21 protein-coding genes are annotated in these 22,211 nt (G+C 67.8%); 1 reads left to right on the top strand and 20 read right to left on the bottom strand.

The features are described 5' to 3' along the window. Positions 1-18 precede the first annotated feature (18 nt). The 17 genes from IX761_RS10700 to IX761_RS10620 form a co-directional block, all read right to left on the bottom strand. Positions 19-1,245: a beta-ketoacyl-ACP synthase gene (locus IX761_RS10700; protein WP_194789562.1), complete on the bottom strand. Its 1,227-nt coding sequence runs from the start codon at positions 1,243-1,245 to the stop codon at positions 19-21. Continuing rightward, entirely contained in the window at positions 1,245-1,973 is a 729-nt protein-coding gene (gene fabG / locus IX761_RS10695; protein ID WP_194789561.1) for a 3-oxoacyl-ACP reductase FabG, read from the bottom strand. The genes IX761_RS10700 and fabG overlap by 1 nt, the downstream gene beginning before the upstream one ends. Then, positions 1,966-2,436, bottom strand: coding sequence for a hotdog family protein (locus IX761_RS10690; protein ID WP_194789560.1), 471 nt, complete (start codon positions 2,434-2,436; stop codon positions 1,966-1,968). The genes fabG and IX761_RS10690 overlap by 8 nt, the downstream gene beginning before the upstream one ends. Continuing rightward, complete coding sequence (locus tag IX761_RS10685; RefSeq protein WP_194789559.1) at positions 2,433-3,626, bottom strand: beta-ketoacyl-[acyl-carrier-protein] synthase family protein; 1,194 nt, start codon at positions 3,624-3,626, stop codon at positions 2,433-2,435. The genes IX761_RS10690 and IX761_RS10685 overlap by 4 nt, the downstream gene beginning before the upstream one ends. Then, positions 3,623-4,108 (bottom strand): hypothetical protein, encoded by a 486-nt coding sequence (locus IX761_RS10680; RefSeq protein ID WP_194789558.1) that lies wholly within the window; start codon positions 4,106-4,108, stop codon positions 3,623-3,625. Before IX761_RS10680 ends, IX761_RS10685 begins: the two co-directional genes overlap by 4 nt. Further along, a complete protein-coding gene (locus IX761_RS10675) occupies positions 4,105-6,426 on the bottom strand; it encodes an MMPL family transporter (RefSeq protein ID WP_194789557.1) in 2,322 nt (773 codons plus the stop codon). The genes IX761_RS10680 and IX761_RS10675 overlap by 4 nt, the downstream gene beginning before the upstream one ends. Further along, on the bottom strand, positions 6,416-7,006 hold the full coding sequence (locus IX761_RS10670; RefSeq protein WP_194789556.1) for an outer membrane lipoprotein carrier protein LolA: 591 nt from the start codon (positions 7,004-7,006) through the stop codon (positions 6,416-6,418). Before IX761_RS10670 ends, IX761_RS10675 begins: the two co-directional genes overlap by 11 nt. 188 nt (positions 7,007-7,194) lie before the next feature. Beyond that, positions 7,195-7,620, bottom strand: a complete 426-nt coding sequence (locus IX761_RS10665; RefSeq protein ID WP_194789555.1) for an acyl-CoA thioesterase — start codon at positions 7,618-7,620, stop codon at positions 7,195-7,197. Next, positions 7,613-9,157 carry an HAL/PAL/TAL family ammonia-lyase gene (locus tag IX761_RS10660; RefSeq protein ID WP_194789554.1) on the bottom strand — a complete coding sequence of 515 codons (1,545 nt, stop codon included), beginning with the start codon at positions 9,155-9,157 and terminating at the stop codon, positions 7,613-7,615. The genes IX761_RS10665 and IX761_RS10660 overlap by 8 nt, the downstream gene beginning before the upstream one ends. After that, the gene (locus IX761_RS10655; RefSeq protein ID WP_194789553.1) at positions 9,138-10,070 is read right to left on the bottom strand and encodes a glycosyl transferase; all 933 of its coding nucleotides are present in this window, start codon (positions 10,068-10,070) and stop codon (positions 9,138-9,140) included. The genes IX761_RS10660 and IX761_RS10655 overlap by 20 nt, the downstream gene beginning before the upstream one ends. Beyond that, on the bottom strand, positions 10,067-10,801 hold the full coding sequence (locus IX761_RS10650; RefSeq protein WP_194789552.1) for a glycosyltransferase family 2 protein: 735 nt from the start codon (positions 10,799-10,801) through the stop codon (positions 10,067-10,069). Before IX761_RS10650 ends, IX761_RS10655 begins: the two co-directional genes overlap by 4 nt. Continuing rightward, the gene (locus tag IX761_RS10645; protein WP_194789551.1) at positions 10,794-12,473 is read right to left on the bottom strand and encodes an AMP-binding protein; all 1,680 of its coding nucleotides are present in this window, start codon (positions 12,471-12,473) and stop codon (positions 10,794-10,796) included. Before IX761_RS10645 ends, IX761_RS10650 begins: the two co-directional genes overlap by 8 nt. Then, entirely contained in the window at positions 12,470-13,015 is a 546-nt protein-coding gene (locus IX761_RS10640) for a hypothetical protein (RefSeq protein ID WP_194789550.1), read from the bottom strand. The genes IX761_RS10645 and IX761_RS10640 overlap by 4 nt, the downstream gene beginning before the upstream one ends. Beyond that, the gene (locus IX761_RS10635; protein ID WP_194789549.1) at positions 13,012-13,266 is read right to left on the bottom strand and encodes an acyl carrier protein; all 255 of its coding nucleotides are present in this window, start codon (positions 13,264-13,266) and stop codon (positions 13,012-13,014) included. Before IX761_RS10635 ends, IX761_RS10640 begins: the two co-directional genes overlap by 4 nt. Positions 13,267-13,275: 9 nt before the next feature. Further along, complete coding sequence (locus IX761_RS10630; protein ID WP_194789548.1) at positions 13,276-13,548, bottom strand: phosphopantetheine-binding protein; 273 nt, start codon at positions 13,546-13,548, stop codon at positions 13,276-13,278. Beyond that, complete coding sequence (locus IX761_RS10625) at positions 13,517-14,335, bottom strand: lysophospholipid acyltransferase family protein (RefSeq protein ID WP_194789547.1); 819 nt, start codon at positions 14,333-14,335, stop codon at positions 13,517-13,519. The genes IX761_RS10630 and IX761_RS10625 overlap by 32 nt, the downstream gene beginning before the upstream one ends. After that, positions 14,311-15,027: a beta-ketoacyl synthase chain length factor gene (locus IX761_RS10620; RefSeq protein ID WP_194789546.1), complete on the bottom strand. Its 717-nt coding sequence runs from the start codon at positions 15,025-15,027 to the stop codon at positions 14,311-14,313. Before IX761_RS10620 ends, IX761_RS10625 begins: the two co-directional genes overlap by 25 nt. 292 nt (positions 15,028-15,319) lie before the next feature. On the opposite strand from IX761_RS10620, the gene IX761_RS10615 reads away from it, so the two are divergent. After that, positions 15,320-16,093, top strand: a complete 774-nt coding sequence (locus IX761_RS10615) for a ParA family protein (RefSeq protein ID WP_194789545.1) — start codon at positions 15,320-15,322, stop codon at positions 16,091-16,093. 347 nt (positions 16,094-16,440) lie between these two features. On the opposite strand, the gene trxC is transcribed toward IX761_RS10615, so the two are convergent. From trxC to mscK, 3 genes are all read right to left on the bottom strand, one after another. Next, the gene (gene trxC, locus IX761_RS10610; protein WP_194789544.1) at positions 16,441-16,875 is read right to left on the bottom strand and encodes a thioredoxin TrxC; all 435 of its coding nucleotides are present in this window, start codon (positions 16,873-16,875) and stop codon (positions 16,441-16,443) included. Between the two features lie 148 nt (positions 16,876-17,023). After that, positions 17,024-18,484 (bottom strand): protein adenylyltransferase SelO, encoded by a 1,461-nt coding sequence (selO, locus tag IX761_RS10605; protein WP_194789543.1) that lies wholly within the window; start codon positions 18,482-18,484, stop codon positions 17,024-17,026. Positions 18,485-18,789: 305 nt separating this feature from the next. Next, positions 18,790-22,098, bottom strand: coding sequence for a mechanosensitive channel MscK (mscK, locus tag IX761_RS10600; RefSeq protein WP_194789542.1), 3,309 nt, complete (start codon positions 22,096-22,098; stop codon positions 18,790-18,792). Positions 22,099-22,211: the final 113 nt, after the last annotated feature.

Genomic DNA, 22,211 nt, shown 5'->3' with positions numbered 1-22,211 from the left:
ACTCCGTGGTTTTGCAGGTCATGGCCAGCGGCGGAAGATCAACGAGGTGTTGACGCCGCCGAAGGCGAAGTTGTTGTTCATCACATACTCGAGGCTCAAGGCGCGGAAGGCGCCTTGCAGGTAGTCGAGCTCGCCGCAGCGTGGGTCGACACGGTCGAGGTTGAGGGTGGGGGCGAACTGCTCGCGGTTCATCATTTCGATGCTGAACCACGACTCCAGCGCCCCGCAGGCGCCCAGGGTGTGGCCGAGGTAGCTCTTCTGCGAGCTGATGGGCATGCGCGGGCCGAACAGCTCATGGGTGGCCAGGGTCTCGGCGATGTCGCCCTGTTCGGTGGCGGTGCCGTGGCCATTGACGTAGCCGATGGCCTCGGGCGCCAGGGCGGCATCCTCCAGCGCCAGTTCCATGGCCCGGCGCATGGTCGCCTGCTCCGGGCGGGTGATGTGCTGGCCGTCGGCGTTGCTGCCGAAGCCGACGATCTCGGCGTGGATTCGCGCGCCCCGGGCCAGGGCGTGTTCCAGCTCCTCGAGCACCAGCATGCCGCCGCCCTCGCCAATCACCAGGCCGTCACGGTCCAGGTCGTAGGGGCGCGGGCTCAGGTGCGGGGTGTCGTTTTTCAGGCTGGTGGCGTAGAGGGCGTCGAACACCATGGCCTCGGTGGGGCACAGCTCTTCGGCGCCCCCCGCGAGCATCAGCGGCACACGGCCGAACTTGATCGCCTCATAGGCGTAGCCCACGCCCTGGCTGCCGCTGGTGCAGGCGCTGGAGGTGGGGATCAGGCGCCCGGTGAGGCCGAAGAAGATGCTGATATTGGCTGCCGTGGTGTGCGGCATCATGCGCACGTAGGAGTTGGCGTTGAGGCCATCGGAAGTCGAGTTGAGCAGCATGTTGCCGAAGGTCTTGATCTCGTCGGTGCTGCCAGTGGACGAGCCACAGGCCACGCCCATGCGCCCGTCGCGAATGCTCGGGTCGTCGAGCAGCCCGGCGTCGGCCAGCGCGCGTTCGGCGGCCGCCACCGCCAGGCGCGATACCCGGCCCATGCTGCGCAGTTGCTTGCGGGTCCAGTGCGCGGGCACCTGGAAGTCATCGATGGGGCCGGCCAGGCGGGTGTTGAGCTCGCAGTAGCGGTCCCACTCGTCCATGCGCCGGATGCCGCTGCGCCCGGCCGCGAACTGCGTAGCGATGCTCGCCCAGTCGTTGCCCAGGGCGGTAATGCCGGCCATGCCGGTGACCACGACACGACGCATCAGCACAGCCCCCCGTTGACCGCCAGCACCTGGCGGGTGATGTAGGCGGCCTCGGCGGACATCAGGAAGTTCACCGCGCCGGCGACCTCTTCCGGGGTGCCCATGCGCCCGGCCGGGATCATCTTCAGCAGCTCGTCCACCGGTACGTTGTCATCGAGCATCGCCGTGTCGATCAGCCCAGGGGCCACGCAGTTGACGGTGATGCGGCGCTTGCCCAGCTCGATCGCCAGGGCCTTGGCGGCGCCGATCAGGCCGGCCTTGGAGGCGCTGTAGTTGACCTGGCCACGGTTGCCGATCAGCCCCGACACCGAGGTGATGCAGACGATGCGCCCTGGCGCACGGCGGCGGATCATCGGCATCGTCAGCGGGTGCAGCACGTTGTAGAAACCGTCGAGGTTGGTGCGCAGCACCTGGTCCCAGTCGTCCTCGCTCAGCGCCGGGAAGGCACCGTCACGGGTCAGCCCGGCGTTGCACACCACGCCGTAGTAGGCACCGTGGGCCTCGACGTCGGCTTCGAGCACCGCTTTGCAGGCCGCACGATCGGCCACGTCGAACTGCAGCACCCGGGCCTGCTGGCCGAGCTCGCGCACTTCGTCCGCTACCGCGTCGGCTTCGGCACGGCCACTGCGGCAATGCAGAACCAGGTCGAAGCCAGCCTGTGCCAGGCGCAGGGCAACCGCCCGGCCGATGCCACGGCTGGAGCCGGTAACGAGAATGCTGTCAGTCATGGTGCGGTTCCTCTGGGCCGGCCTCGGCCAGGTAGCTGGCGGCTTGCGGCGGGCGATACACGTTCAGGCGTGCGGTGGCATGGATGCCCGGGCCGCGCAGGTGGCATTCGAATACGCCCATGCCGTTGTCGTCTTCCAGCGAGCGTTGAGCGTGGATGGTCAGCTCGGCGCCGACGGGGAAGTGGTCGACGGCGCATTCGAACTTGCGGGTGCCCAGCAGGAAGCCCATCTCCACCGGCTGGCCCAGGCGCCGTGCGCGGCAGCCGGCATAGGCGGCCACGCTCTGGGCCATCAGCTCCAGGCCCAGCCAGGCCGGCAGGCTGCCGTCGGCACGGTTGAACAGGCCGCCCGCGCGCACGGTGGCGCGGGTGTGGATCTGTTCGTCGTCGCAACTGTCCACCTGGTCGATGAGGATCATGTCACCGGCATGGGGCAGCAGTTCGGCCAGGGGCCAGGGGATCATGGGGCGTCTCCGAGAATCAGGCTGACATTGTTGCCGCCAAAGGCGAACGAGTTGCTCATCAGGCGCCGTGGGCGCTGGGCGGGCAGCCGTTGGTGACCTTCGACCAGCGCCAGGGCCGGTAGCGCGGGGTCCTGCTGGCCGTCCCACACGTGCGGTGGCAGCAGCCCCAGCGGGTTGTGTTCGCTCAGGGCCAGCCAGCAGAACGCCGCTTCCAGCGCGCCGGCGGCACCCAGGGTGTGGCCGGTCATGGGCTTGCTCGACGAGCAGGGCATGCCGGTACCGAACAGGCGGTGCACGGCCAGGCTCTCCATGGCGTCGTTGTGCACGGTGGCGGTGCCGTGCAGGTTCAGGTAAGCGATCTGTGATGGCGCAAGGCCTGCATTGTCCAGGGCTTTGCCCATGGCTTGCAAGGCGCCTTTGCCGGTCGGTTCCGGCGCCGAGATATGGTGGGCGTCAGAGCTGGCGCCGGCGCCGAGCAGGGCGATGCCCGGGGTATTCGGGTTTGCCTCGCGGGTCATGACGAACAGTGCGGCACCTTCACCGATAGTGATCCCGTCGCGGTTGCGCGACAACGGGTTGCAGCGCTGCGCGCTCACCGCTTCCAGTGCACTGAACCCGTTGAGGGTCAAGCTGCACTGGCTGTCGACGCCGCCGCACAGCACGGCGTCGCACAGGTCCAGGTCGAGCAGGCGACGGGCGCTCATCAGCGCCCTGGCGCCAGAGGTGCAGGCGGTGGAAATCACGTAGGCCGGGCCGCTCAGTTGCAGCCAGTCGGCGAGGAAGGTGGCCGGGGCGCTGAGCTCCTGCTGGTGATAGCTGTAGCCGGTGGGGAAGTGCTGCGTTTGCAGGTACTGGGCGACGGCAGTGCTGGCCTCGGCGATGCCCGAGGTACTGGTGCCCAGCACCACGCCGACCCGGTGTGCACCGTGACGCGCAATTACCTCGCGGATGCTGCCTTCGATCTGGAGCGCGGCGCTGTACAGCAACTGGTTGTTGCGGCTGTGCTGCGCGGGCAGCGGCAACGTTGGCAGGGCGCCGGTCACCGCGCCCACCGGCAGGCTGCGTCCGGGTACCCAGCCGGCTTGTGGCGCAATACCCGAGCAGTCGCCGGCGAACAGGCGGCGGGCGACTTCGGCCTGGCCATGGCCGAGGGCGCAGACCAGGCCCAGGGCAGTGAGGTAGGCGCTCATGGGGTGTTCTCGTCAGGCAAGGGGGCCAGGTGGTAACGCAGGCCCTGGCCAAGGTTCAAGGTGAAAGTGTCGGTGTTCTGGTAGCGCACCTGCCAGCGTTCGCCCAGCCAGCGCCGTTGCCCCTGCTGCTGCGCCTGCGGGTAGGCCTGCGCCAGCTGCGGTGCCGGGGTCAGGGCGAACAGCACGGCGGCGAACAGCTCACGCGCCGCCGGGTTCGGCGGCAGCAGCCCGTCGGCTTGCCAGCGTTGGCCATCGAGCAGTTGGCGGGCCTGGGGGATACCCAGCAAATCGAGCAAGGACCAGCGCAGGCGCCCGTCCTCGCGCTGGATCACCAGCAGCCAGTCCTGGCGTTGCCCGGCCTGCTCGCGTTGGACGTGGAACTGGCGCGGCAGTTCCAGGCCGGGCAACTGCTCGGGCAGCGGCGGACGCGCGGCGCAGGCGCCGAGCGTCAGGCAGAGCAGCAAGGTCAGCAGGGGTTTCATGGTTGCGTGTGCGCCTCTTCGCGGCTGGCGGCCCAGGGCGCCAAAAGGAAACTGAAGGCCAGGCCCAGGCTTACCGCCAGGCCAAAATTACTCACCGCCGGGGTGCTCGACAGCGCCAGCAGGCCGAACGACAGCCAGGTGGTCAGCGCCGCCAGCAAGGTGCCGAGCAGGCTCACCGCGGCCCCACCGATACGCTCGTGCATGAGGATCGCGTAGTCGACGCTGATCGCTGTCACCAACAACAGGCCGAACAGGCTGAACAGGGTCAGCGGCTGGCCCAGCCAGCCGAGGCTGGCCAGGCTGCACAATGCCGCCAGCAGTGGCAGGGCGACGATGCGCAGGGCGCCGCGCAGACCGAACGGCAACACCAGCAGCACCAGGATCAGCGCACACGACAGCAATTTGAGCTCGGCGGCGCTGAGCTGGGTGGCGGCGAACAGCTGGTTCAGCTCGCCAAGCCGATCGACCAGTTGCACACCGGGCAAGTCGTCGGTCTGCAAGCGCAGCAGCGCGGTATCGCCCAGGCCTTGCAGGCTGACGATGGCGGCCACGCCGCCGCCCTCGCGGCCCAGCCACAACGGGCGCCAGGCTTCGCCCAGCGGGCCGGCCAGTACGTCGTCGATGCCCTGCGCCGGCAACTGGCGCAGTTGCCTGAGTTCGTCGGCCAGCGCGGCCTCAGGCACGCCCACGGCGACAAGCGTTTGCCAGTGCGCGGGCAAGGTGACCAGGGCGTGTTGCAGGCGGGCCTGCTCGTCGGGGCTGGCAAGCAGTTGGCTGAGGCTCATGTAGCCCTTGAGCTTGCCCAGCTCGACCAGTTCATCCAGCTTGCCGGACAGCGTACGCAACCGTTCGAGCAGTTGTTGCTGATTCTCGCCGCGCACCAGGTAGAACTGGCTGGTGGGCTGGTAGCCGGTGATCCGTGCCACGGCCTGGGCTTCCTCCAGCAACTGCGGCGGGCTGCCGACCCACTGGCGGATATCGTTGCGGCTGTCCAGGCGCCACAGGCCGGCGGCGCAGAACAGCAGCACCAGCACCAGCAGCGCGCCGCTCGGCACCCGGGCCAGCAGGCGTTCGCGCAGGGTGGTCAAGGTTTGGGCGATGCGCAGCGGCCACTGCGCCGGGCGCAGTTCGACCCCGGCCAGCAGCGCTGGCAGCAGGCACACCGCGCACAGGTAGGCGCCAAGCAGCCCGGCGGCGGAGAACGCGGCGATCTGGGTCAGCGCCGGGAAGGGGGTGAAGGCCAGGGCCAGGTAACCGATGCAACTGGTGACCAGGCTCAGACTCAAGCCCGGCAAGGTGAGGCGCAAGGCCGGCCAGCTGCGCCAGGGCTTGAGGCTCCAGCCCTTGGACAGGTAGTGCAAGGGGTAGTCCACCGCCACGCCGATCAGGCTCGAACCCAGCACCAGGGTCATCACGTGCATCTGGCCGAACAGCGCCACGCACGCCACCGCACCGAACAGCATGCCCACCAGCACCGGCACGAAGGCCAGCAGCACCCGCCAGCGGCGGAAGGCCAGCCACAGCAACAGCAGGATGCCCAGGGTCGCGCCACCGCCCACCCAGGTGATCTCGCGGCTGGCCTGTTGCTGGCCAGCGGCGGCGTACAGCAGGCCACTGGCCGCCAGCAGCCGGGCCCCCGCGTGTTCTGCATCGACGCGGCTGGCGGCCAGCAGGTCGGCCACCTGCAGCGGCAGCTTCAGGTCGAAGGCCGTGCCTTGGGTGCGGGCGCGCAGCAGCACCCAGTGCTGGCTGTCGGCCTCGGCCACCAGTGCGCCGCTGGCGGTGTCCAGTTTCACGTTGACCGGCAGCGGTTGGCCGTTCTGGATGCGCCCGGTCAGGCCCAGCCAGTCGTCCTGGCTGGACACCAGGCTGAACCCGGCGAAGGGGTCGAACAGACTTTGCACGCGTTGTGCGATGAAGGCCTCGGGCTGTTCGGCCAATTGCGTACGGTCCGCTGCCGGCAGCAGCGCCAGGCGCCCCTGCAACAGCTGGGTGCGCAAGGCGGCAAGGTCGGTTTGCAGGCTCCACTGCACCTTTTCGAACAGGCCGCTGGCCTGCCACTGCCCGGCCAGCCGCTCGGCCAGGGCCACGGCCTGCTGGCGCTCGGGGTGGCCGACCAGCACCAGCATTTCGCGGTTGAGCGGCGCCTGCATGCGTTGTTCGGCACGTTGCACCAGCGGGTCTTGGGTGGCGCCGGGGACCAGGGTCATCAGGTCCGCCGACAACGGCGCGCCGCGGTGCCACTGCCAGCCGGCGATGGCCAGGATGATCAGCAGCAGACCAAGGAACAGGCGCGGCAACAGGCGTTCAGTCGGCAAAGTCGCTGCGCTCCGTGTCGCTCAGGGCGGCGGCGCCGGTGCTGGCGGGCATGCGCAGCACGGTGCTGTCGCCCTGGGTTTCGCTCAGCTCGATCCGCTCGACAAAGCGCCCACCGGCGATATCGATGCGGTTGAACACTTGCTTGAGCAGCAGCGAGCGCGGTGTCAGGCGCAGTTGCCAGTGTTCGGCATCGCCCGTCAGCGCCAGCTCGAAGTCGCGTTGCAGGCCACTGCTGTCGCCTTGCAGCACGGCGAAGAACAAACGGTTCTGCTCGGCGCCGGCACTGCGGCTGGGCAGGGTCTGCCAGCCACCGGGGTCGCGGCGGGCGATGCCCTGGGCGTCGATGCGGTAGTCCTGGCGCAGCGGGGTTTGCAGCAGCCACAGCAGGCCATGGTCGCGGGCCAGCACGAAGCGGCCCTTGCTCAGCAGCGGCTGGGGCAGGGCGCGCAGGTGTTTTTCCTGGATGAACGGGCCCTTGACCACGGCGGGTTGGCTGAGCTGCTGTTGCAGGTCGTCGAGGCCGAAGGCCAGGGTCAGGGGGCTGATGAGCAGCAGGGCGAAGGCCAGGAGAACGCGCAAAGGACTGCGTTGTTGCACAGAGACCGGCGTGGGAGCGGGCTTGCCCCGCGATTGGAGCGCTGTGGTGCTTGGCACCGGCTCTGCCGGTGATCGCGGGGCAAGCCCGCTCCCACGCTGCTCCAGCAAAATGGAGGCGTTATGGCCGGTTCTATGAGAACGGGCTTGCCGGCGATCCAGGGCCAGGCGACTCATCCCAGCACCCTGGCGACGGCATCGAGCATCACCTGCGGCGAGGCCAGCTGCATCTCGCCGCTGGCGGTGTGCACCGCCACCTGCACGGTGCTGGCGCGGGTCATGCGCTCACCGGTTGCGGCATCGCTGATCAGGTAGTGGATTTTCAGGCGGTTCTCCCATTCCACCAGGCTGGCGCGCACGGTCAGGCGCTGGCCGAAGATGGCGCCGCGGATGTAGCGCAGTTGCAGGTCGATCACCGGCCAGTGGTAGCCAGAGGCGTGCATGCGCCGGTAGTCGTGCTCCAGGCGTTCGAGCAGGGCGCAGCGGGCGACTTCCAGGTACTTGACGTAATGGCCGTGCCAGACGATGTGCATGCTGTCCACATCGAAGAACGGCACGCTGATCTCGCTGTCGACGTGGAACACTCCGGGGTTACGCATGCAGCCTCCAGTGGCGCTGGCCGATGCGGGTCAGGCACAGGCGCAGTTCATGTTCCAGGGCGCGGTCTTCGACCACCGGCGCGAAGTCGGCCAGCAGTGCCTGGTGCATCTGCGCCAGCGTTGGCGGCAGGGGCCGGGCGTCGGCCTGGTGCGTGCGCAGCCAGACGCCCTGGTTGGCCGCCAGCAGGGTGGCGGCGGCGACCTGTTCGGTCAGCTCCAGCACGCGTAGGGCATCGCGCGCGGCGATGGTGCCCATGCTCACCTTGTCCTGGTTGTGGCATTCGGTGGAGCGCGAGAACACGCTGGCCGGCATGGTCTGCTTGAGGGCCTCGGCGGTCCAGGCGCTGGCGCCGATCTGCACCGCCTTGAAACCGTGGTTGAGCATCGCCCGCTCGGCCTGTGCCCCGGACAGGTTGCTGGGCAGGCCGTGGTTGTAGCGCACGTCCACCAGCAAGGCGAGCTGGCGGTCGAGCAGGTCGGCGACGTTGGCCACCAGGGTCTTGAGGCTGTCCATGGCGAAGGCGATATGCCCGCCGTAGAAATGCCCGCCATGCAGCACGCGCTCGGCGTCGCCGTCGATGATCGGGTTGTCATTGGCGCTGTTCAGTTCGGTCTCGATGAAGCCGCGCAGCCAGCCCAGGCTGTCGGCCAGCACCCCCAGCACATGGGGCGCGCAACGCAGTGAGTAGCGGTCTTGCAGGCGGTGCAGCGGTGGCAGCGGGGCGTCGATGGCCAGGTCCTGGCGCAGCCAGGCGGCGACCTGGGTCTGGCCGGGGTGCGGCTTGGCGGCGAACAGGCGTTCGTCGAAGTGTTCCGGGTTGCCTTGCAGGGCAATGACATTGAGCGCGGTAATGCGCGTGGCCAGCTTGAGCAGGTAGTCGGCGCGGGCGTAGGCCAGGCAGGCCAGGCCGGTCATCACGGCGGTGCCGTTCATCAGCGCCAGGGCTTCCTTGGGCCGCAGCACCAGCGGTTGCCAGCCCAGCTCGCGGTGCACCTCGGCGCTGCTGCGGCGCTCGCTGCGGTACAGCACCTCGCGCTCGCCGGAGAGCGTGGCGGCCACGTACGACAGCGGGGTCAGGTCGCCGCTGGCACCCACCGAGCCCTCCTCGGGGATCAGCGGCAGAATGTCGTGCTCGATGAACTGTTGCAGGCGTTCCAGCAGCTCCAGGCGTACCCCCGACATGCCATGGCTGAGCGAGCGCAGGCGCGCCGCCAGCACTGCGCGGGTGGCCGGGGCGTCGAGCAGGCGGCCCAGGCCACAGCCGTGGAAGGTGTACAGGTGGCGCGGCAGGCTTTCGACATGCTCCAGCGGCACGGCCACCACGCAGGAGTCACCGTAGCCGGTGGTCACCCCATAGATCACCCCTTGCTGGTCCAGCAGGGTGTCGAGGAACCGCGCACCACGGGCAATGCGCGCGCGGTATTCGGCGTCGGCCTGCAAACGGCTCGGGGCGCGGCGCTCGGCCACGGCCAGTACGTCCTCGATGGCCAGCGGCGCTTCGCCGAAGGTGACAGGCTCATGGGGTTGCATCGTCATCGCTCTTCCAGAAGGGGTAGAAATTGAACCACTGCAAAGGGGCGTGGCCGCAGTAATGGCCCAGGCGCTCGGCGTAGCGGGCCGCCCATTGGCGGATCACCTGCTCGCGTTCGGCGCGCCGCCATTGCAGCTGTTCGGCGAAGGGCTCCAGGGTGATCTGGTAGCGGCCTTCGCGCTTGAGGCAGAACAGCAGGTTGACCGGGCAACCCAGCAGCCCGGCCAGCAGCCATGGGCCTTGCGGGAAGGCGGCTGGCTGGCCGAGGAAGTCCACGGTGCAGGTGCGCGCGCCATGCAGCGGCACGCGGTCGCCGGCGATCGCCAGCCATTCGCCGCGCTCCAGGCGCTGCGACAGTTGCAGCATGATCGCCGGGTCCAGCTCGCTGACCTGGATCAGCCGCAGGTGGCTGGCGCCGGCTTCGCCCAGCAGGCGGTTGAACTGCTCGGCGTGACGGGTGTGCACCAGCACGTTCATGGTCACCTGCTCGCCCAGCTCGGCCAGGGCCCGGCACACTTCCAGGTTGCCCAGGTGCGCGCCGACCAGCAGTTGGCCACGTGCGCCGCGCAACTGCCCGCGCAGCCCGGCCGGGTCGACGATGTCGATGTCCGCCAGGCGCAGCCGGCCGTTCCAGGCGTCGAGCTTGTCCAGCAGGGCGTCGGCGAAGGCCATGAACTGGCGGAATACCCGCCACTGGCTTGGCGCCGGCGTCTGGCCGCTGAACCGGTGCAGGTGCTGTTGATACTGCCAGGCGCTGCGTCGGGCGCGGCGGCCGAACACGAAGAAGTAGGCGACGATCACATGGATCAGCGGGCTCAGCCAGCGGCGCCCGAGCCTGCGCGCCAGCCACGCGGTGAGCTGCATCAGCCGCAGGCTGCCGCGCTCGCGTTGCTCGGCCCAGTGCTGTTGCCCGCTCATCCGCGCCACCTGCGCAACAGGATCAGCGGCGCGCGCAGCAGCATGCCGAAGAACAGCTTGGCGTGCATCTTCGAGATCAGCGCGTTGTCGTGGAACAGGCGAAAGTGCGAGAGGCCGTCCTGCGGGTAGTGCACGCGGGTCGGCAGCCACTGCATCGGCTGGTTGCGCCAGGCCAGGCGCACCAGGATCTCGGGGTCGAAGTCCATGCGCCTGCCCAGCCGCACGCGGTCGATCAACGCCAGGGTGGCGGGCAGCGGGTAGACGCGAAAGCCGCACATGGAGTCGGGGATGGCCAGCGACAGGCTGTTGATCCACACCCACACGTGGGTGAGGTAGCGGGCGTACAGGCGGCCCTTGGGCACGCTGGCATCGTACTGGGGGTAACCACACACCAGCGCCTGGGGATAGGCCTGGGACTGCTCGATGAAGCGGCCGACATCGCCCAGGTCGTGCTGGCCGTCGGCGTCCACTTGCAGGGCGTGGCTGAAGCCCAGCCGCGCCGCCTCGCGCAGGCCGGCCATGACCGCGCCACCCTTGCCCTGGTTGGCGTCCAGGCGCACCAGGTGCACCTGCTCGCGCTCGGCCAGCTGGCGCAGTACCTCGGCGCAGGCGGCGCCGCTTGCATCATCCACCAGCACGCAGGGCAGGCCGGCGCGCAGCAGGTCGTCGACCACCTTGGGCACCGCTCGTTCGTGGTTGTACACCGGGATCACCGCACAAGGCTTATGCACCACCGGCCTCCAGCAGGATACGGCCGCTGGAACAGGGCTGGCCGGCGAGGGTGTAGGTGAAGTACAGCTTGGCGCGGGCCGCGTCGAAGCGCAGCGTCAGTTGCACCTGGTCGCCCGGGCGCACCAGCTGCTGGAACTTGAGCACCTCCATGCCGGCGAAGCGCAGGCCGTGCGCCAGCAAGGGCGCGGCGAGGGCGATGGCCCAGTCGACCTGGACCACGCCGGGCAGCACCGGGGTCTGCGGGAAATGCCCGGTGAAGCAGGGCAGGTCCAGCGGCACGGCCAGGCGCAGTTGCAGCTGTTCGCCGTCACGGGCCTGTTCCAGCACCTCGGGCGCCTGGCTGCGTGGGGCGTTGAGCTGCGCGTTCAGCTCGGCCTGGGGCAGCTTGCCCTGGCTGTTGCAGGGCAACTGACGCAGCAGGCGCCAGCGGCGGGGCAAGGCGGTGGCCTCGCAGTGGCCGGCCAGGTGGGCGCGCAGGCCCTCGACCAGGGCGCGGCGCCCTTGGTTGCGCAGGGCGTGCAGGCCGGCGGCACTGGGCACCAGCAGCGCGCCGAGGTAGGCGCGGCCTTGCTCGATCACACCCAGGCGCGCTTCGGCGACCCAGGGGTGGCTGCCCAGGGCCTGTTCGAGCAGGGGCAGGGAAATACGTTTTTCTTCCAGCTTGACGATGCGGTCGAGGCGCCCGAGCAGGCGAAAACGCCCGTCGGCGGAGAATTCGGCGGCGTCGGCGCTGTGCTCCACATGGCCAGCCGGCAGGTACGGCGAGGCGATGCACAGGGCGCCGTCCGCGCCTTGGCTGAGTTCGACCCCGGCGAACGGCTGCCAGAGCGCGTCCCCCTGGCGCCAGGCGATGCCGCCGGTCTCGGAGCTGCCGAGGATTTCCGTCGGCCACTGGCCCAGGCGCTGGTGCAGACGGGCGGCGGCCTCGGCCGGCAGTTCGCCGCCGGAAGAGAACACCCGGCGCACCGCGCGCAGTGCTGGCCAGTCGAGGTTGTCGCCCATGCGCTTGAGCAGCGCCGGGCTGGCCACCCAGGCGCAGGCCGGGTGTTCGCGGCTGGCGCGTTGCAGGTCCTCGGGGAACGGCAGGGGCCTGCGGGCGAAGCCGCGCCCGGCGCACAGCGGCCACAGCACGCGCAGCAGCAGGCCGTAGATGTGCTGGCTGGCGACGCTGCCGAGGATGAACGCGTCGCCCAGCGAGGCGCCCCACAGCTGCTCCAGGGCAGCGACTTCGTTGCCCAGCTGGCGCAGGCACTTGTCGATGCGCTTGGGTTCGCCGCTGGAGCCGGAGGTGCACAGGCTGATGCGGCACTGGTCCGGGTCGAGGTCGGCGCTGGCCAGGGCCTCGCCTTGCAGCGTGTCGAGTCGCTCGTCACCGGGCTGGTCGCTGAGCCACAGGTCGACCTGCGCCTGCCAGCGGGCGCGGGTGTGCGCTTGCAGGTCGGCGGGCAGCAGCACCTCGACCCCGGCGCGCCAGGCACCAAGCAGGGCGATGGCCAGCGCCGCGCCGTCCTCCAGGTGCACCGCCAGGCGGCGCACGCCGCGCTGGCGCAGGCCGCCGGCCAGGCGCAGGGCCTGCGCGCACAGCGCGGCGTGGTCCAGCGCGGGCGCCTGGGTTACCGGGCGCGGTGCAGCCAGCGGGCGCAGCAGGTGTTCGAGGTTGATCCAGGTCATGAGCGTCCTCGCACACGTTGACGTACCAGCCATTCACCGGCAAACAGCAGGCCCATCGCGAGGTAGGCGATCAGGCCGTTGTACAGGGTCCACCAGGCCAGCGGCGCCCACAGCGTGAGGCTGGCGGCGACCAGGCCGTTGGCCAGGAAGAACAGGCACCACACCGCCGTCACCCGGCGTGTGTAGGCCACGGCCTCAGGCGGCAGGTCGGGCTCGCGCAGCCGGGCGATGCGTTCGACCAGCGGCATGCCGTGGCGCAGGCTGGCGCCGAACAGGCCAAGTAGCAGCGCGTTGACCAGCACCGGGTACCAGCGCAGCAGCTGCGCGCTGCCCGACAGCGCCAACAGCGCGCAGAAGCCCAGCGCCGCCAGTGCCAGCCATGCCCCGCCCGGGCGTTGCGGGGTGCTCAGCGCCCGGGCCAGCCACAGGGCGCCGAGCAGCAGGGCGAACTGCCAGGGGGCGAAATGATCCAGGCCGTAGTACACGGCGAACGGATACAGCACGCCGGCCAGCAGCAGGCCGAGGCCGACCAGGCGCTTCATGCCGCGGTATTGACCAGGCGGAACACCGCTTCGACCACATCGTTGACGGTGCGCACCTGCTTGAAGTCCTCGGCGGCGATCTTCTTGCCGGTCTGGCGCTTGATATGGTCGAGCAGGTCGACGGCATCGATGCTGTCGATCTCCAGGTCCTGGTACAGGTTGGAGCTCAGGCTGATGCTGTCGGCGTCGAGCTCGAACAGCTCGACCAGGGCGTCACGGAGGGTGTTGAAGATGTCTTCGCGGGTTTGCATGGTGCGGTCTCAGGCGGCCTTACGGGCAGTGATGAACGCCGCGAGGCTGGCGACGTTGGTGAAATGGCTGCGGGTGTCCTTGGCGTCGGCGTCGATCTTGATGCCGTAGCGCTTCTGGATGGCCAGGCCCAGTTCGAGGGCGTCCACCGAATCCAGGCCCAGGCCTTCGCCGAACAGGGGCTGCTGGTCATCGATGTCCTGTTCGCTGATGTCTTCCAGGCCCAGGGCGTCGATGATCAGTTGCTTGAGGTCACGGTTCAGGTCGTGCTGTGCATCGCTCATCGGTGGCGAGCTCCTTGATGTAGTACTGGTGCAGATGATCGTTGAGTTTGCGCGAAGCCAGGGGGGGCGGCCCGAGGCTGGCGAAGGCCTGCGGGTCGAGGTCGTCGCCCACGCGCAGGCTGAAGTGCACGCGCCGCCTGGGGATGCGGTACCAGGGGTCGTGCTTGGTCAGGGTGGTGGGGCTGACCTGGATGATCACCGATGTGATGATTTTCGCACCGCGCAGGGCGATCGCGGCGGCGCCACGATGGAAGGCCGGGGCCAAGCCTGGCGGGGTGCGGGTACCTTCCGGGAAAATCACCAGCGGCTGGCCCTGTTGCAGCGAGGCGGCGGCGTTGTCGAGCATGTCCAGGCTGCCGTCGTTGCCGATGTACTGCGCCTCGCGCACCGGCCCGCGGGTGAAGGGGTTGCCGAACAGGCTGTGCTTGACCACGCAGTTGGCGTCACGCACCAGCCCCAGCAGAAACACCACGTCGATCAACGAGGGGTGGTTGGCGATGATCAGCTGCCCCTGGCGGCCCAGGCGTTCGGCGCCCTGCACTTCGAAGGTGAGCACACCGAGGCCGCGCATGAGGCCGATGAAGCGCCAGAACAGCCAGCCGATGGTGCGCCGGGCGCGCTGGCGGTGTCGTTCGGCGCCACCGGGCAGGCAAGCCAGCAGCGGGAACACCAGCAGGCGCAGGCAGAGCCCGCCCAGGCCGAACAGCAGGAAGCTCAGGGCGGTGGCCAGCAGGCGCCACAGGTAGGCGTCGCGGGGGCGGTTCATGGCTGTCGTTGCCAGTTCCATGTGCGACGTTCCCAGGTGTGTGAAAAGGAGGCCTGGCCGCTGAGCGAGGCGCGCAGCCAGGCCAGGGCATGAGGCAGTGTGGTGGCGGACGTGGAGGGTGTCGGTCCCGGTGACAGGCACCACTGCTGCCCAGGTGTGAGCAGCAGGGCCATGGCATAGGCGAACGGCACATCGTCGATCCACGGCGCGTAGGCGGCCGGCGGTTGCTCTTCGGTGACGATCAGCAGCACCGCGGGGGCGCCTTCGGCCAGCAGCGCGGCCGCTTCGACGATACCGTGCTCGAAACCGTCGCCAGCGGCGGCCAGGGCGGTCATCTCGCAGGTTTGCCCGCGCATGATCGACCACAGGCCGATCATCGCGTTGTGCACCGACAGGCTGAACTGGGTGGGCGACAACGGTTGCTGGTTGGCCAGTTCACCAAGCAGCGAGAACGTGCGCGGGGTTTCCCCATGGCGCGAGACGAACACCAGCGGCAGGTTGTCGTGGCCTTCGGCCAAGGGCCAGCCGACGGCGAAGGCCATCCGCGACATAGGGCTGAGGCGCCGGCGTTGCAGGGCCGGCAGGAACGCCACGTCCGGCGCCTGGTCGGCGTCGGCCACGTGCTCGGCACCGTGCGCCCAGGCCTGCCAGGCGGCTGGGGTCGAGAGGCCCGGGGCCCAGGCGCGCCATTGGCTGATGTCGAAAGTGATCATGATGAGTATGACGTTCCGCCCTGAGGGGGGTTCCTATCCGTGGGAATGACTCGAAGCACGTGCCCAGCGGGCATGGCGCACGGGGAGGTGGCGCGCATTATCGCGGTGCACGGGACCTGTATCAATCCACCTGGTGGCTCTTAGACATTCTTCACACGCATCTGAGATATCTCTGCATCCTTGCCGGGGTGATTTCCGATAATCGGTTGTCGGACGGCTTGCGCGAACAACGCTGGCCAATGGCGCAGTGTCGCCACATACTCGGGCATTCGTTGATACACGGAGGTCTGTCATGCGGCGCGTGGTGTTCAATCAGAAAGGTGGTGTGGGCAAGTCGAGCATTGCCTGCAATCTGGCGGCGGTCAGTGCCAGCGAAGGCTATCGGACCCTGTTGATCGACCTGGATGCCCAGGCCAATTCCACTCAATACCTCACCGGCCTGACCGGCGACGACATCCCCATGGGCATCGCCGACTTCTTCAAGCAGTCGCTGTCCAGCGGCCCGTTCGCCAAGAAGAACAAGGTCGATATCTACGAGACTCCCTTCGACAACCTGCACGTGGTCACCGCCACGGCGGAGCTGGCCGACCTGCAACCCAAGCTCGAGGCCAAGCACAAGATCAACAAGCTGCGTAAGTTGCTGGAAGAACTGGACGAGGATTACGACCGGATCTACATCGACACCCCGCCAGCGTTGAACTTCTATGCGGTTTCCGCACTGATCGCCGCTGATCGCGTATTGATCCCCTTCGACTGCGACAGTTTCTCGCGCCAGGCCCTGTATGGCCTGCTGGCCGAGATCGATGAGCTCAAGGAAGACCACAACGACGACCTGGTGGTCGAGGGCATCGTGGTCAACCAGTTCCAGTCACGGGCCAGCCTGCCGCAGCAGATGCTCGACGAGCTGCTGGCCGAGGGCCTGCCGGTGCTGCCGGTGTACCTGGGCAGCTCGGTGAAGATGCGCGAATCCCACCACGCCAGCCTGCCGTTGATCCACCTGGAGCCACGGCACAAGCTGACCCAGCAGTTCGTCGAGTTGCATGATTTGCTGGAGAGAAGTGCGTGATGACCCGCAGGTGTTCGCTAAAGGTTTTTTAGTGCCTGTGAGATCGAGCGCCGCNCGCGCGGCGCATCGCTGGCAAGCCAGCTCCCACATCTGTTTTGGGCCAGTTACTCCTGCAAGGTCATCACTGTCCGCCTTGTTGGTACGACGCGGTTTCGGCGTGGGCGTTGCCGTCGCTCCACATGACTCAAGGCATGCTCCAAGGCGGACAGCGGTACTTTCACAGGAATAACTGGCCCGAAACAAACTGTGGGAGCTGGCTTGCCAGCGATGCGCCGCGCGGGCGGCGCTCGATCTCATAGGCGCTGAAAATCTCTCGCCAACCACCTGTCAGCCCTGACGCAATCCCCTCAAACCCCTTGCCCGCGCAGCCACTCCAGCAGCGATTGGAGTGGAAACGCGCCGGCCTGGCGGGTCACTTCACGGCCATTTTTGAACAGGATAAGGCTGGGGATCGAGCGGATACCCAGTTGCCCGGCGAGGTTGCGGTTGGCTTCGCTGTCGAGCTTGGCCAGGCGGCAGCGGCCGGCGAGCTGGCGGGCGGCTTGTTCGAAGGTCGGCGCGAAGCTCTTGCACGGGCCGCACCAGTCGGCCCAGACATCCAGCAGCAGCGGCAGGTCGCCCTTGATCTGGGCGGCGTAGTTGCCTTCGGTCAGGTCGAACGGGGTGCTCAGCAGCACGTCTTGTTTGCAGCGGCCGCATTTCGGGGTGTCACCCAGGCGGTCGGCGGGGATGCGGTTGAGGCCGTTGCAGTGGGGGCAGGGGATTACCAGCGGGTTGGACATTTCAGCTCCTTGAAGATTTTTGGGGCCGCGTTGCGGCCCTTTCGCGACGCAAGGCCGCTCCTACAGGATATGTGCGATGCCTGTAGGAGCGGCCTTGTGTCGCGATCGAGGGCGAAGCCCTCGCAGGGTTTCACGTGCAGCGATGCAATCAGGACGAGCAGCTGATTTCCAGATGTTTGCCCCACTCTGGCGGCCGCTCGGCATAAGCCTGCATTCCGGCCTGTTCCTCGAACGGTTTGCTCAGCACCTGATGCAGCCGCCGCACTTCACTGTAGTCCCCCGCCTCGGCCGCTTCGATGGCCTTCTGCGCCAGGTAGTTGCGCAGCACGTACAGCGGGTTGACCGCATGCATCCGCTCACGCCGCCCCTCGGCATTGCCCGGTTCGCGCTGGCAGCGCGCCAGGTAATCGGCGCCCCAGGCGTCGAAACCCGCCAGGTCGATGAAGTCGTCACGTACCGTTTTCAGGGCTTCGGCCACCGGCTGCTCGCCGAGCCGGCGGAAGAACAGGTTGTAGTCCACGCCGCCGCTCTGCATACGCTGCAGCAGGCGTTCGACCAGCGCCATGTCGTCATCCTCGCCGGTGGTCAGGCCCAGGCGGCGGCGCATCAGGTCCAGGTAGTGGGCCTGGTACAGCGGCAGGAACAAGCCCAGCGCCTCTTTCAACTGCTCGACTTCGATCACCGTGGTCAACGCCTGGGCCAGGGCGCTGAGGTTCCAGTGGGCGATCGGCACCTGGTTGGCGTAGCTGTAGCGCCCGCGGTCGTCGGAGTGGTTGCAGATGAAGTTGGCGTCGAAGTCGTCGAGGAAGGCGTAGGGGCCAAAGTCGAAGGTGATGCCCAGGATCGACATGTTGTCGGTGTTCATCACCCCGTGGCAGAAGCCATAGGCCTGCCAGCGGGCGATCAGCTCGGCGTTGCGCTCGACGATAGTGCGGAACATGGCCAGGTAGGGCTGCGCCTGGTCACGGCATTCGGGGTAGTGCTGCTCCAGCACATGGTCGATCAGCACGCGCTGCTGCTCGGGCTGTTGGGTGTAGTAGAAGTACTCGAAGTGGCCGAAGCGGATGTGGCTTTGTGCCAGGCGCAGGAGCATGGCGGCGCTCTCGCGGGTTTCGCGCCACACCGGGGTGCTCGAGCCGATCACGCACAGCGCGCGGCTGCTGGGGATGCCCAAGGCGTGCAGGGCTTCGGAGGCGAGGAACTCGCGGATCGACGAGCGCAGCACCGCGCGGCCGTCGCCCATGCGTGAGTAGGGGGTCTGGCCGGCGCCCTTGAGGTGCAGGTCCCAGTGCTCGCCAGCGTCGTTGAGGACTTCGCCCAGCAGCAGGCCGCGGCCGTCGCCCAGGCGCGGGTTGTAGGAGCCGAACTGGTGGCCGGAATAGACCATGGCGCGTGGGTCGGCCTCTTCCCATAGCTTGTGGCCGCCGAACAGTTCGGCGAACACCGGCAGCTCGGCCTGGGCCGGGTCGAGGTCAAGCAGGGCCATGGCCGATTCGCTGGCCACCACCAGGCGCGGCTCGGCGATCGGCTCGGGCAGGACCTGGGTGGAGAAGGCGTCGCCGAGTTGGGCGAAGCGGTTGTCGAAGCTGAGGTGGTCGAGGGACTTCACGGGGCCTGCTCCTGGGGATCGGTGCCATTGGGGCCGCCTTGCGGCCCTTTCGCCGGCAAGCCGGCTCCCACATTGTATGGGTTGCACTCTTTCTGTAGGAGCGGCCTTGTGTCGCGAACAGGCCGCAAAGCGGCCTCAGCGATCTTGAGGTGTCTTCGAGATCCTGGGGGCGCTGCGCACCCCTTTCGCGACACAAGGCCGCTCCTACAGAGGCCTGCGCAAGACAGTTGCTCCCACAAGATCACTGCACGACCTGTGGGAGCCGGCTTGCCAGCATTCTGGAGCGCATGCCCGTTCGAGTCCACTCAGCTGGACGCAGTGCCATCCGGCTTGGGCTGTTCCATCGGAATCAACTGTTGCTTGCCACCCTTGGTGTCCATCACGAACACCTCCACCTGGCGCACCGAGATCTTGATGTTGTGCGCCTTGAACTCACGGTTGATGTAGCGGTTGAGCTCATCCAGCGTCGGGTTGCGGTCGCCCAGGTCGCGCACGTGCATGCGCAGTTCATGGTCCAGCGAGCTTTCACCGAAGTTGAGGAAGTACACGATCGGCTCCGGGTCCTTGAGCACCCGTGGGTTCTCGTGGGCGCCCTTGAGCAGGATATCGCGCACCAGGTCCAGGTCCGAGCCGTAGTCGATACCCAGCTTCAACGTCACCCGGGTGACCGTGTCGGTCAGCGACCAGTTGATCAGCTGGCCGGTGATGAAGGTCTTGTTGGGGACGATGATGTCCTTGCGGTCGAAGTCGGTGATGGTGGTGGCGCGGATGCGGATCTTGCTCACCGTGCCGGACAGGTTGCCGATGGTGATGGTATCGCCGATGCGCACCGGGCGCTCGAACAGGATCATGATGCCGGAGATGAAGTTGGCGAAGATCTCCTGCATGCCGAAGCCCAGGCCCACCGACAGCGCCGCCACCAGCCATTGCAGCTTGTCCCAGCTGACCCCCAGGGTCGACAGGGTGCTGACGATACCCACGCCGACGATGATGTACGACAGCAGCGTGGTGGTGGCGTAGGCGCTGCCCTGGGCCAGGTTCAGGCGCGACAGCACCAGTACCTCGAGCAGGCCTGGCAGGTTGCCGGCCAGGGCGAAGGTGATGCCGACGATCACCAGCGCCCCCAGCAGGTCGCCGAGGCTGATCGGCACCATGCTGGCGGCGGCGCCGGTGCCACTGGTGTATTCGTACAGGGTGAAGTTGTTGAGGTAGGAGAACACCGTGATCAGGTCCGCCCACACCCAGTAGAGCCCTGCGATGAAACCACCCAGCAGCGCCAGGCGGATCAGGCGCAGGGATTGCTGGTTGACCTGTTCGATGTCCAGGGTCGGCTCTTCGATCGGCACCTCGCCATCGAGCCCTTCCTTCACCGCCTGGCGTTTGCTCAGCGCCCGCTGATAGGCCAGGCGCCGCGCGGCCACCGACAGGCCGCGCACGAACGCGGCCTCGATCACCAGCCAGAACAGCAGCAGGTAGAGGGTGTAGATCAGCCGGTCGGTGAGCTTCAGGGCGGTGTAGTAGTAGCCGAAGCACACGGCCACGAACAGGGCGATGGGCAGGGCGGTGAAGGCCACCCCGACCGCGCGGCGGAACAGCGAGGTGTCGCGGTGCGCCGGGCTGCTCAGCAGCAGACGGCTGAGCAGCCAGGCCATCAGTGCGTAGCAGGCCAGCACCACGCCGATGCCCAGCACGTCGTCGGCCAGCGCCGAGGGCTGGTGCTCGGCCACCGCCACCACGCCCACCAGGGCCAGCACCACGGTGCCCAGCCGGCGTACCCAGCCGCGCAGGAACTCGACCTGCGGCTTGTGCCAGCGGAAGTGGATTTCGGCCACCCCACCCGGGGCGAGGATGCGGTAGGCGGTGTAGAACACCAGCCAGGCCTGGGCGATCTGCCACAGCGCCGCGCCCAGGTTGGCGTTCTGGCCGCGGGCGTCGATCTGCAGGGCATAGCTGCCCAGGGCCAGGGCCAGGGCCACCGGCATGGCCAGCAGGATGTTGATCAGGATCGCCTGGGGCGTGTGCCACTGGCTGTCGCGTTTGAAGTGGCCGATGTCCTGGTGGACCTTGCCCAGGCGCTGGTACAGGTACTTGCGCTTCCACAGCAAGGCGCCGATCACCAGCAGCAGCGGCAGGAACAGCAGCGGGCGCTGGCTCAGGCCGTCGGCCAGCTCTTTCACACCCGAGCCCCAGGGCAGGCTGGCGACCTGGTCGGCCAGGCGCTCGGGCACATAGCGCAACCAGTCCCAGTCCAGCGGTTTGTTGCTGGGGATCCAGAACATCTGCTCTTCGAGGGTGGTGCGCAGGTTCTGCGCGGTGCTCAGCAACTGCTTCTGGTTCAGTTGCAGGGTGATCGATTCGTTGAGCAGCGCCGACAGCTCGCGGTTCAGGCGCTCGAGCAGGTCGCCACGGGTGATCGCTACCTCCAGCAGGGCCTTGCGCAGCTGCGGCGTGACGTCTTCCTGCGGCTGATTGGCCAGCAGCTTGTCCACGTAGCTGGACGGGCTGCTCATCTGCTCGCGTTGCTGGTTGATTTCGAACTGATAGAGGCGAATGTCGGCGATCTGGTCGGCCAGGTCGCGGTCGAGCTTCAGGTGGGGCAGGGCCTGCTTTTGTTTGTAGAGGATCTTCGACAGCAGCAGGCTGCCCTTGAGTACGTTGATCTGCTCGTCCAGGGCCTGGTCGGCCTGGGTCAGGCTGTCCAGCTGCTGCTTGGTGCGCAGGTTCTGCTGGGTCAGTTCGTTGAGGCGGTCGGTGCTCTTGAGCAGGTAGTCGGAGAGCTTGAGGTTGGCCGCGCTCTCGTTGGCCAGCAGGGTGCTGCCGCCGGCTTTCTGCGCCTCCAGCGACTGCTGGGTGACGGCCTGCTGCGACTGCGCCAGGCGCTTGTCGTTGATCAGCGTCTGCAGGTCCTGGATTTCCTGCTCCAGGCGCGCGGCACGGGCGATCAGCAGGTCGTGGCGGGCGTTGCCCAGGTCTTGCAATTGGCTGTTGGCGGCCAGCTCCTGGCGGCGCAGTTGGGTCAGGGCGTTGAGCGAGGCCAGTTCGGCGTTGAGCTGGTTGCGCAGGTCGCTGGTCAACGCCTTGCCGCCGTCCTTGCCGCTCTTGAGGCTGTTGTTGATCTGCTGGGCGCGGGTCTGGCTGCTGCTGATCTCGGCCTGGGCCCGCTCCGGGCGGGTCTGCGAGTTGATGATCAGGCTGTTGGCTTCGGACAGCGCTTTTTGCAGCTCACCCTGCTGGGTGCTGCGCTCGCTGAGCATCTGCTCCAGCTGTGGCACGCTGAGGTTGGCGTAGCGCTGGGCCACCGGCACGGCGCTGGCGCCCTGGAGCTTGATCAGCTCGCGCTGGCTGTCGCGGGTCTCCTGGGGGGCATTGGCCAGCTGCTGCTTGAGGGCCTCGAGTTTCTTCTCGCTGTCCTCCTTGCTGGCCAGCAGCGCCAGGGTCTGTTCCAGCACCTGCTGCACGGCCTTCTGTTCGGCTTCGGGCAGCTTGCGCTCGGCGATCTTGTCCAGGCTGTTCTGGATGCCCGCAGTGGTCGGGACTTCCGCGGCGGTGGCCGCGAACGAGAGGGTCAGGGACAGCCCCAGCAGGGCTGCACGGCAAAACACGCGCAGGGACATAGGCAGGATTCTTGTGCTACGGGGGCGAGACTGGGTTTAGAGGAACACCACAGGCGGGTTGCTTCGGCCATCTGACGGCCGCATTACGCCGGTTGTTCCCCTCCAGCGTCGGG

The organism is Pseudomonas sp. UFMG81, assembly GCF_015354575.1.
GTDB lineage: Bacteria > Pseudomonadota > Gammaproteobacteria > Pseudomonadales > Pseudomonadaceae > Aquipseudomonas.
This window is presented reverse-complemented; position numbering and strand designations above follow the sequence as displayed.

Excerpts from the sequence above, each read along its gene's own strand:
- IX761_RS10700 (WP_194789562.1), bottom strand. The coding sequence starts at position 1,245 with ATGCGTCGTGTCGTGGTCACCGGCATGGCCGGCATTACCGCCCTGGGC.
- fabG (WP_194789561.1), bottom strand. The coding sequence starts at position 1,973 with ATGACTGACAGCATTCTCGTTACCGGCTCCAGCCGTGGCATCGGCCGG.
- IX761_RS10690 (WP_194789560.1), bottom strand. The coding sequence starts at position 2,436 with ATGATCCCCTGGCCCCTGGCCGAACTGCTGCCCCATGCCGGTGACATG.
- IX761_RS10685 (WP_194789559.1), bottom strand. The coding sequence starts at position 3,626 with ATGAGCGCCTACCTCACTGCCCTGGGCCTGGTCTGCGCCCTCGGCCAT.
- IX761_RS10680 (WP_194789558.1), bottom strand. The coding sequence starts at position 4,108 with ATGAAACCCCTGCTGACCTTGCTGCTCTGCCTGACGCTCGGCGCCTGC.
- IX761_RS10665 (WP_194789555.1), bottom strand. The coding sequence starts at position 7,620 with ATGCGTAACCCCGGAGTGTTCCACGTCGACAGCGAGATCAGCGTGCCG.
- IX761_RS10660 (WP_194789554.1), bottom strand. The coding sequence starts at position 9,157 with ATGACGATGCAACCCCATGAGCCTGTCACCTTCGGCGAAGCGCCGCTG.
- IX761_RS10655 (WP_194789553.1), bottom strand. The coding sequence starts at position 10,070 with ATGAGCGGGCAACAGCACTGGGCCGAGCAACGCGAGCGCGGCAGCCTG.
- IX761_RS10645 (WP_194789551.1), bottom strand. The coding sequence starts at position 12,473 with ATGACCTGGATCAACCTCGAACACCTGCTGCGCCCGCTGGCTGCACCG.
- IX761_RS10640 (WP_194789550.1), bottom strand. The coding sequence starts at position 13,015 with ATGAAGCGCCTGGTCGGCCTCGGCCTGCTGCTGGCCGGCGTGCTGTAT.
- IX761_RS10635 (WP_194789549.1), bottom strand. The coding sequence starts at position 13,266 with ATGCAAACCCGCGAAGACATCTTCAACACCCTCCGTGACGCCCTGGTC.
- IX761_RS10630 (WP_194789548.1), bottom strand. The coding sequence starts at position 13,548 with ATGAGCGATGCACAGCACGACCTGAACCGTGACCTCAAGCAACTGATC.
- IX761_RS10625 (WP_194789547.1), bottom strand. The coding sequence starts at position 14,335 with ATGGAACTGGCAACGACAGCCATGAACCGCCCCCGCGACGCCTACCTG.
- IX761_RS10620 (WP_194789546.1), bottom strand. The coding sequence starts at position 15,027 with ATGATCACTTTCGACATCAGCCAATGGCGCGCCTGGGCCCCGGGCCTC.
- IX761_RS10615 (WP_194789545.1), top strand. The coding sequence starts at position 15,320 with ATGCGGCGCGTGGTGTTCAATCAGAAAGGTGGTGTGGGCAAGTCGAGC.
- trxC (WP_194789544.1), bottom strand. The coding sequence starts at position 16,875 with ATGTCCAACCCGCTGGTAATCCCCTGCCCCCACTGCAACGGCCTCAAC.
- mscK (WP_194789542.1), bottom strand. The coding sequence starts at position 22,098 with ATGTCCCTGCGCGTGTTTTGCCGTGCAGCCCTGCTGGGGCTGTCCCTG.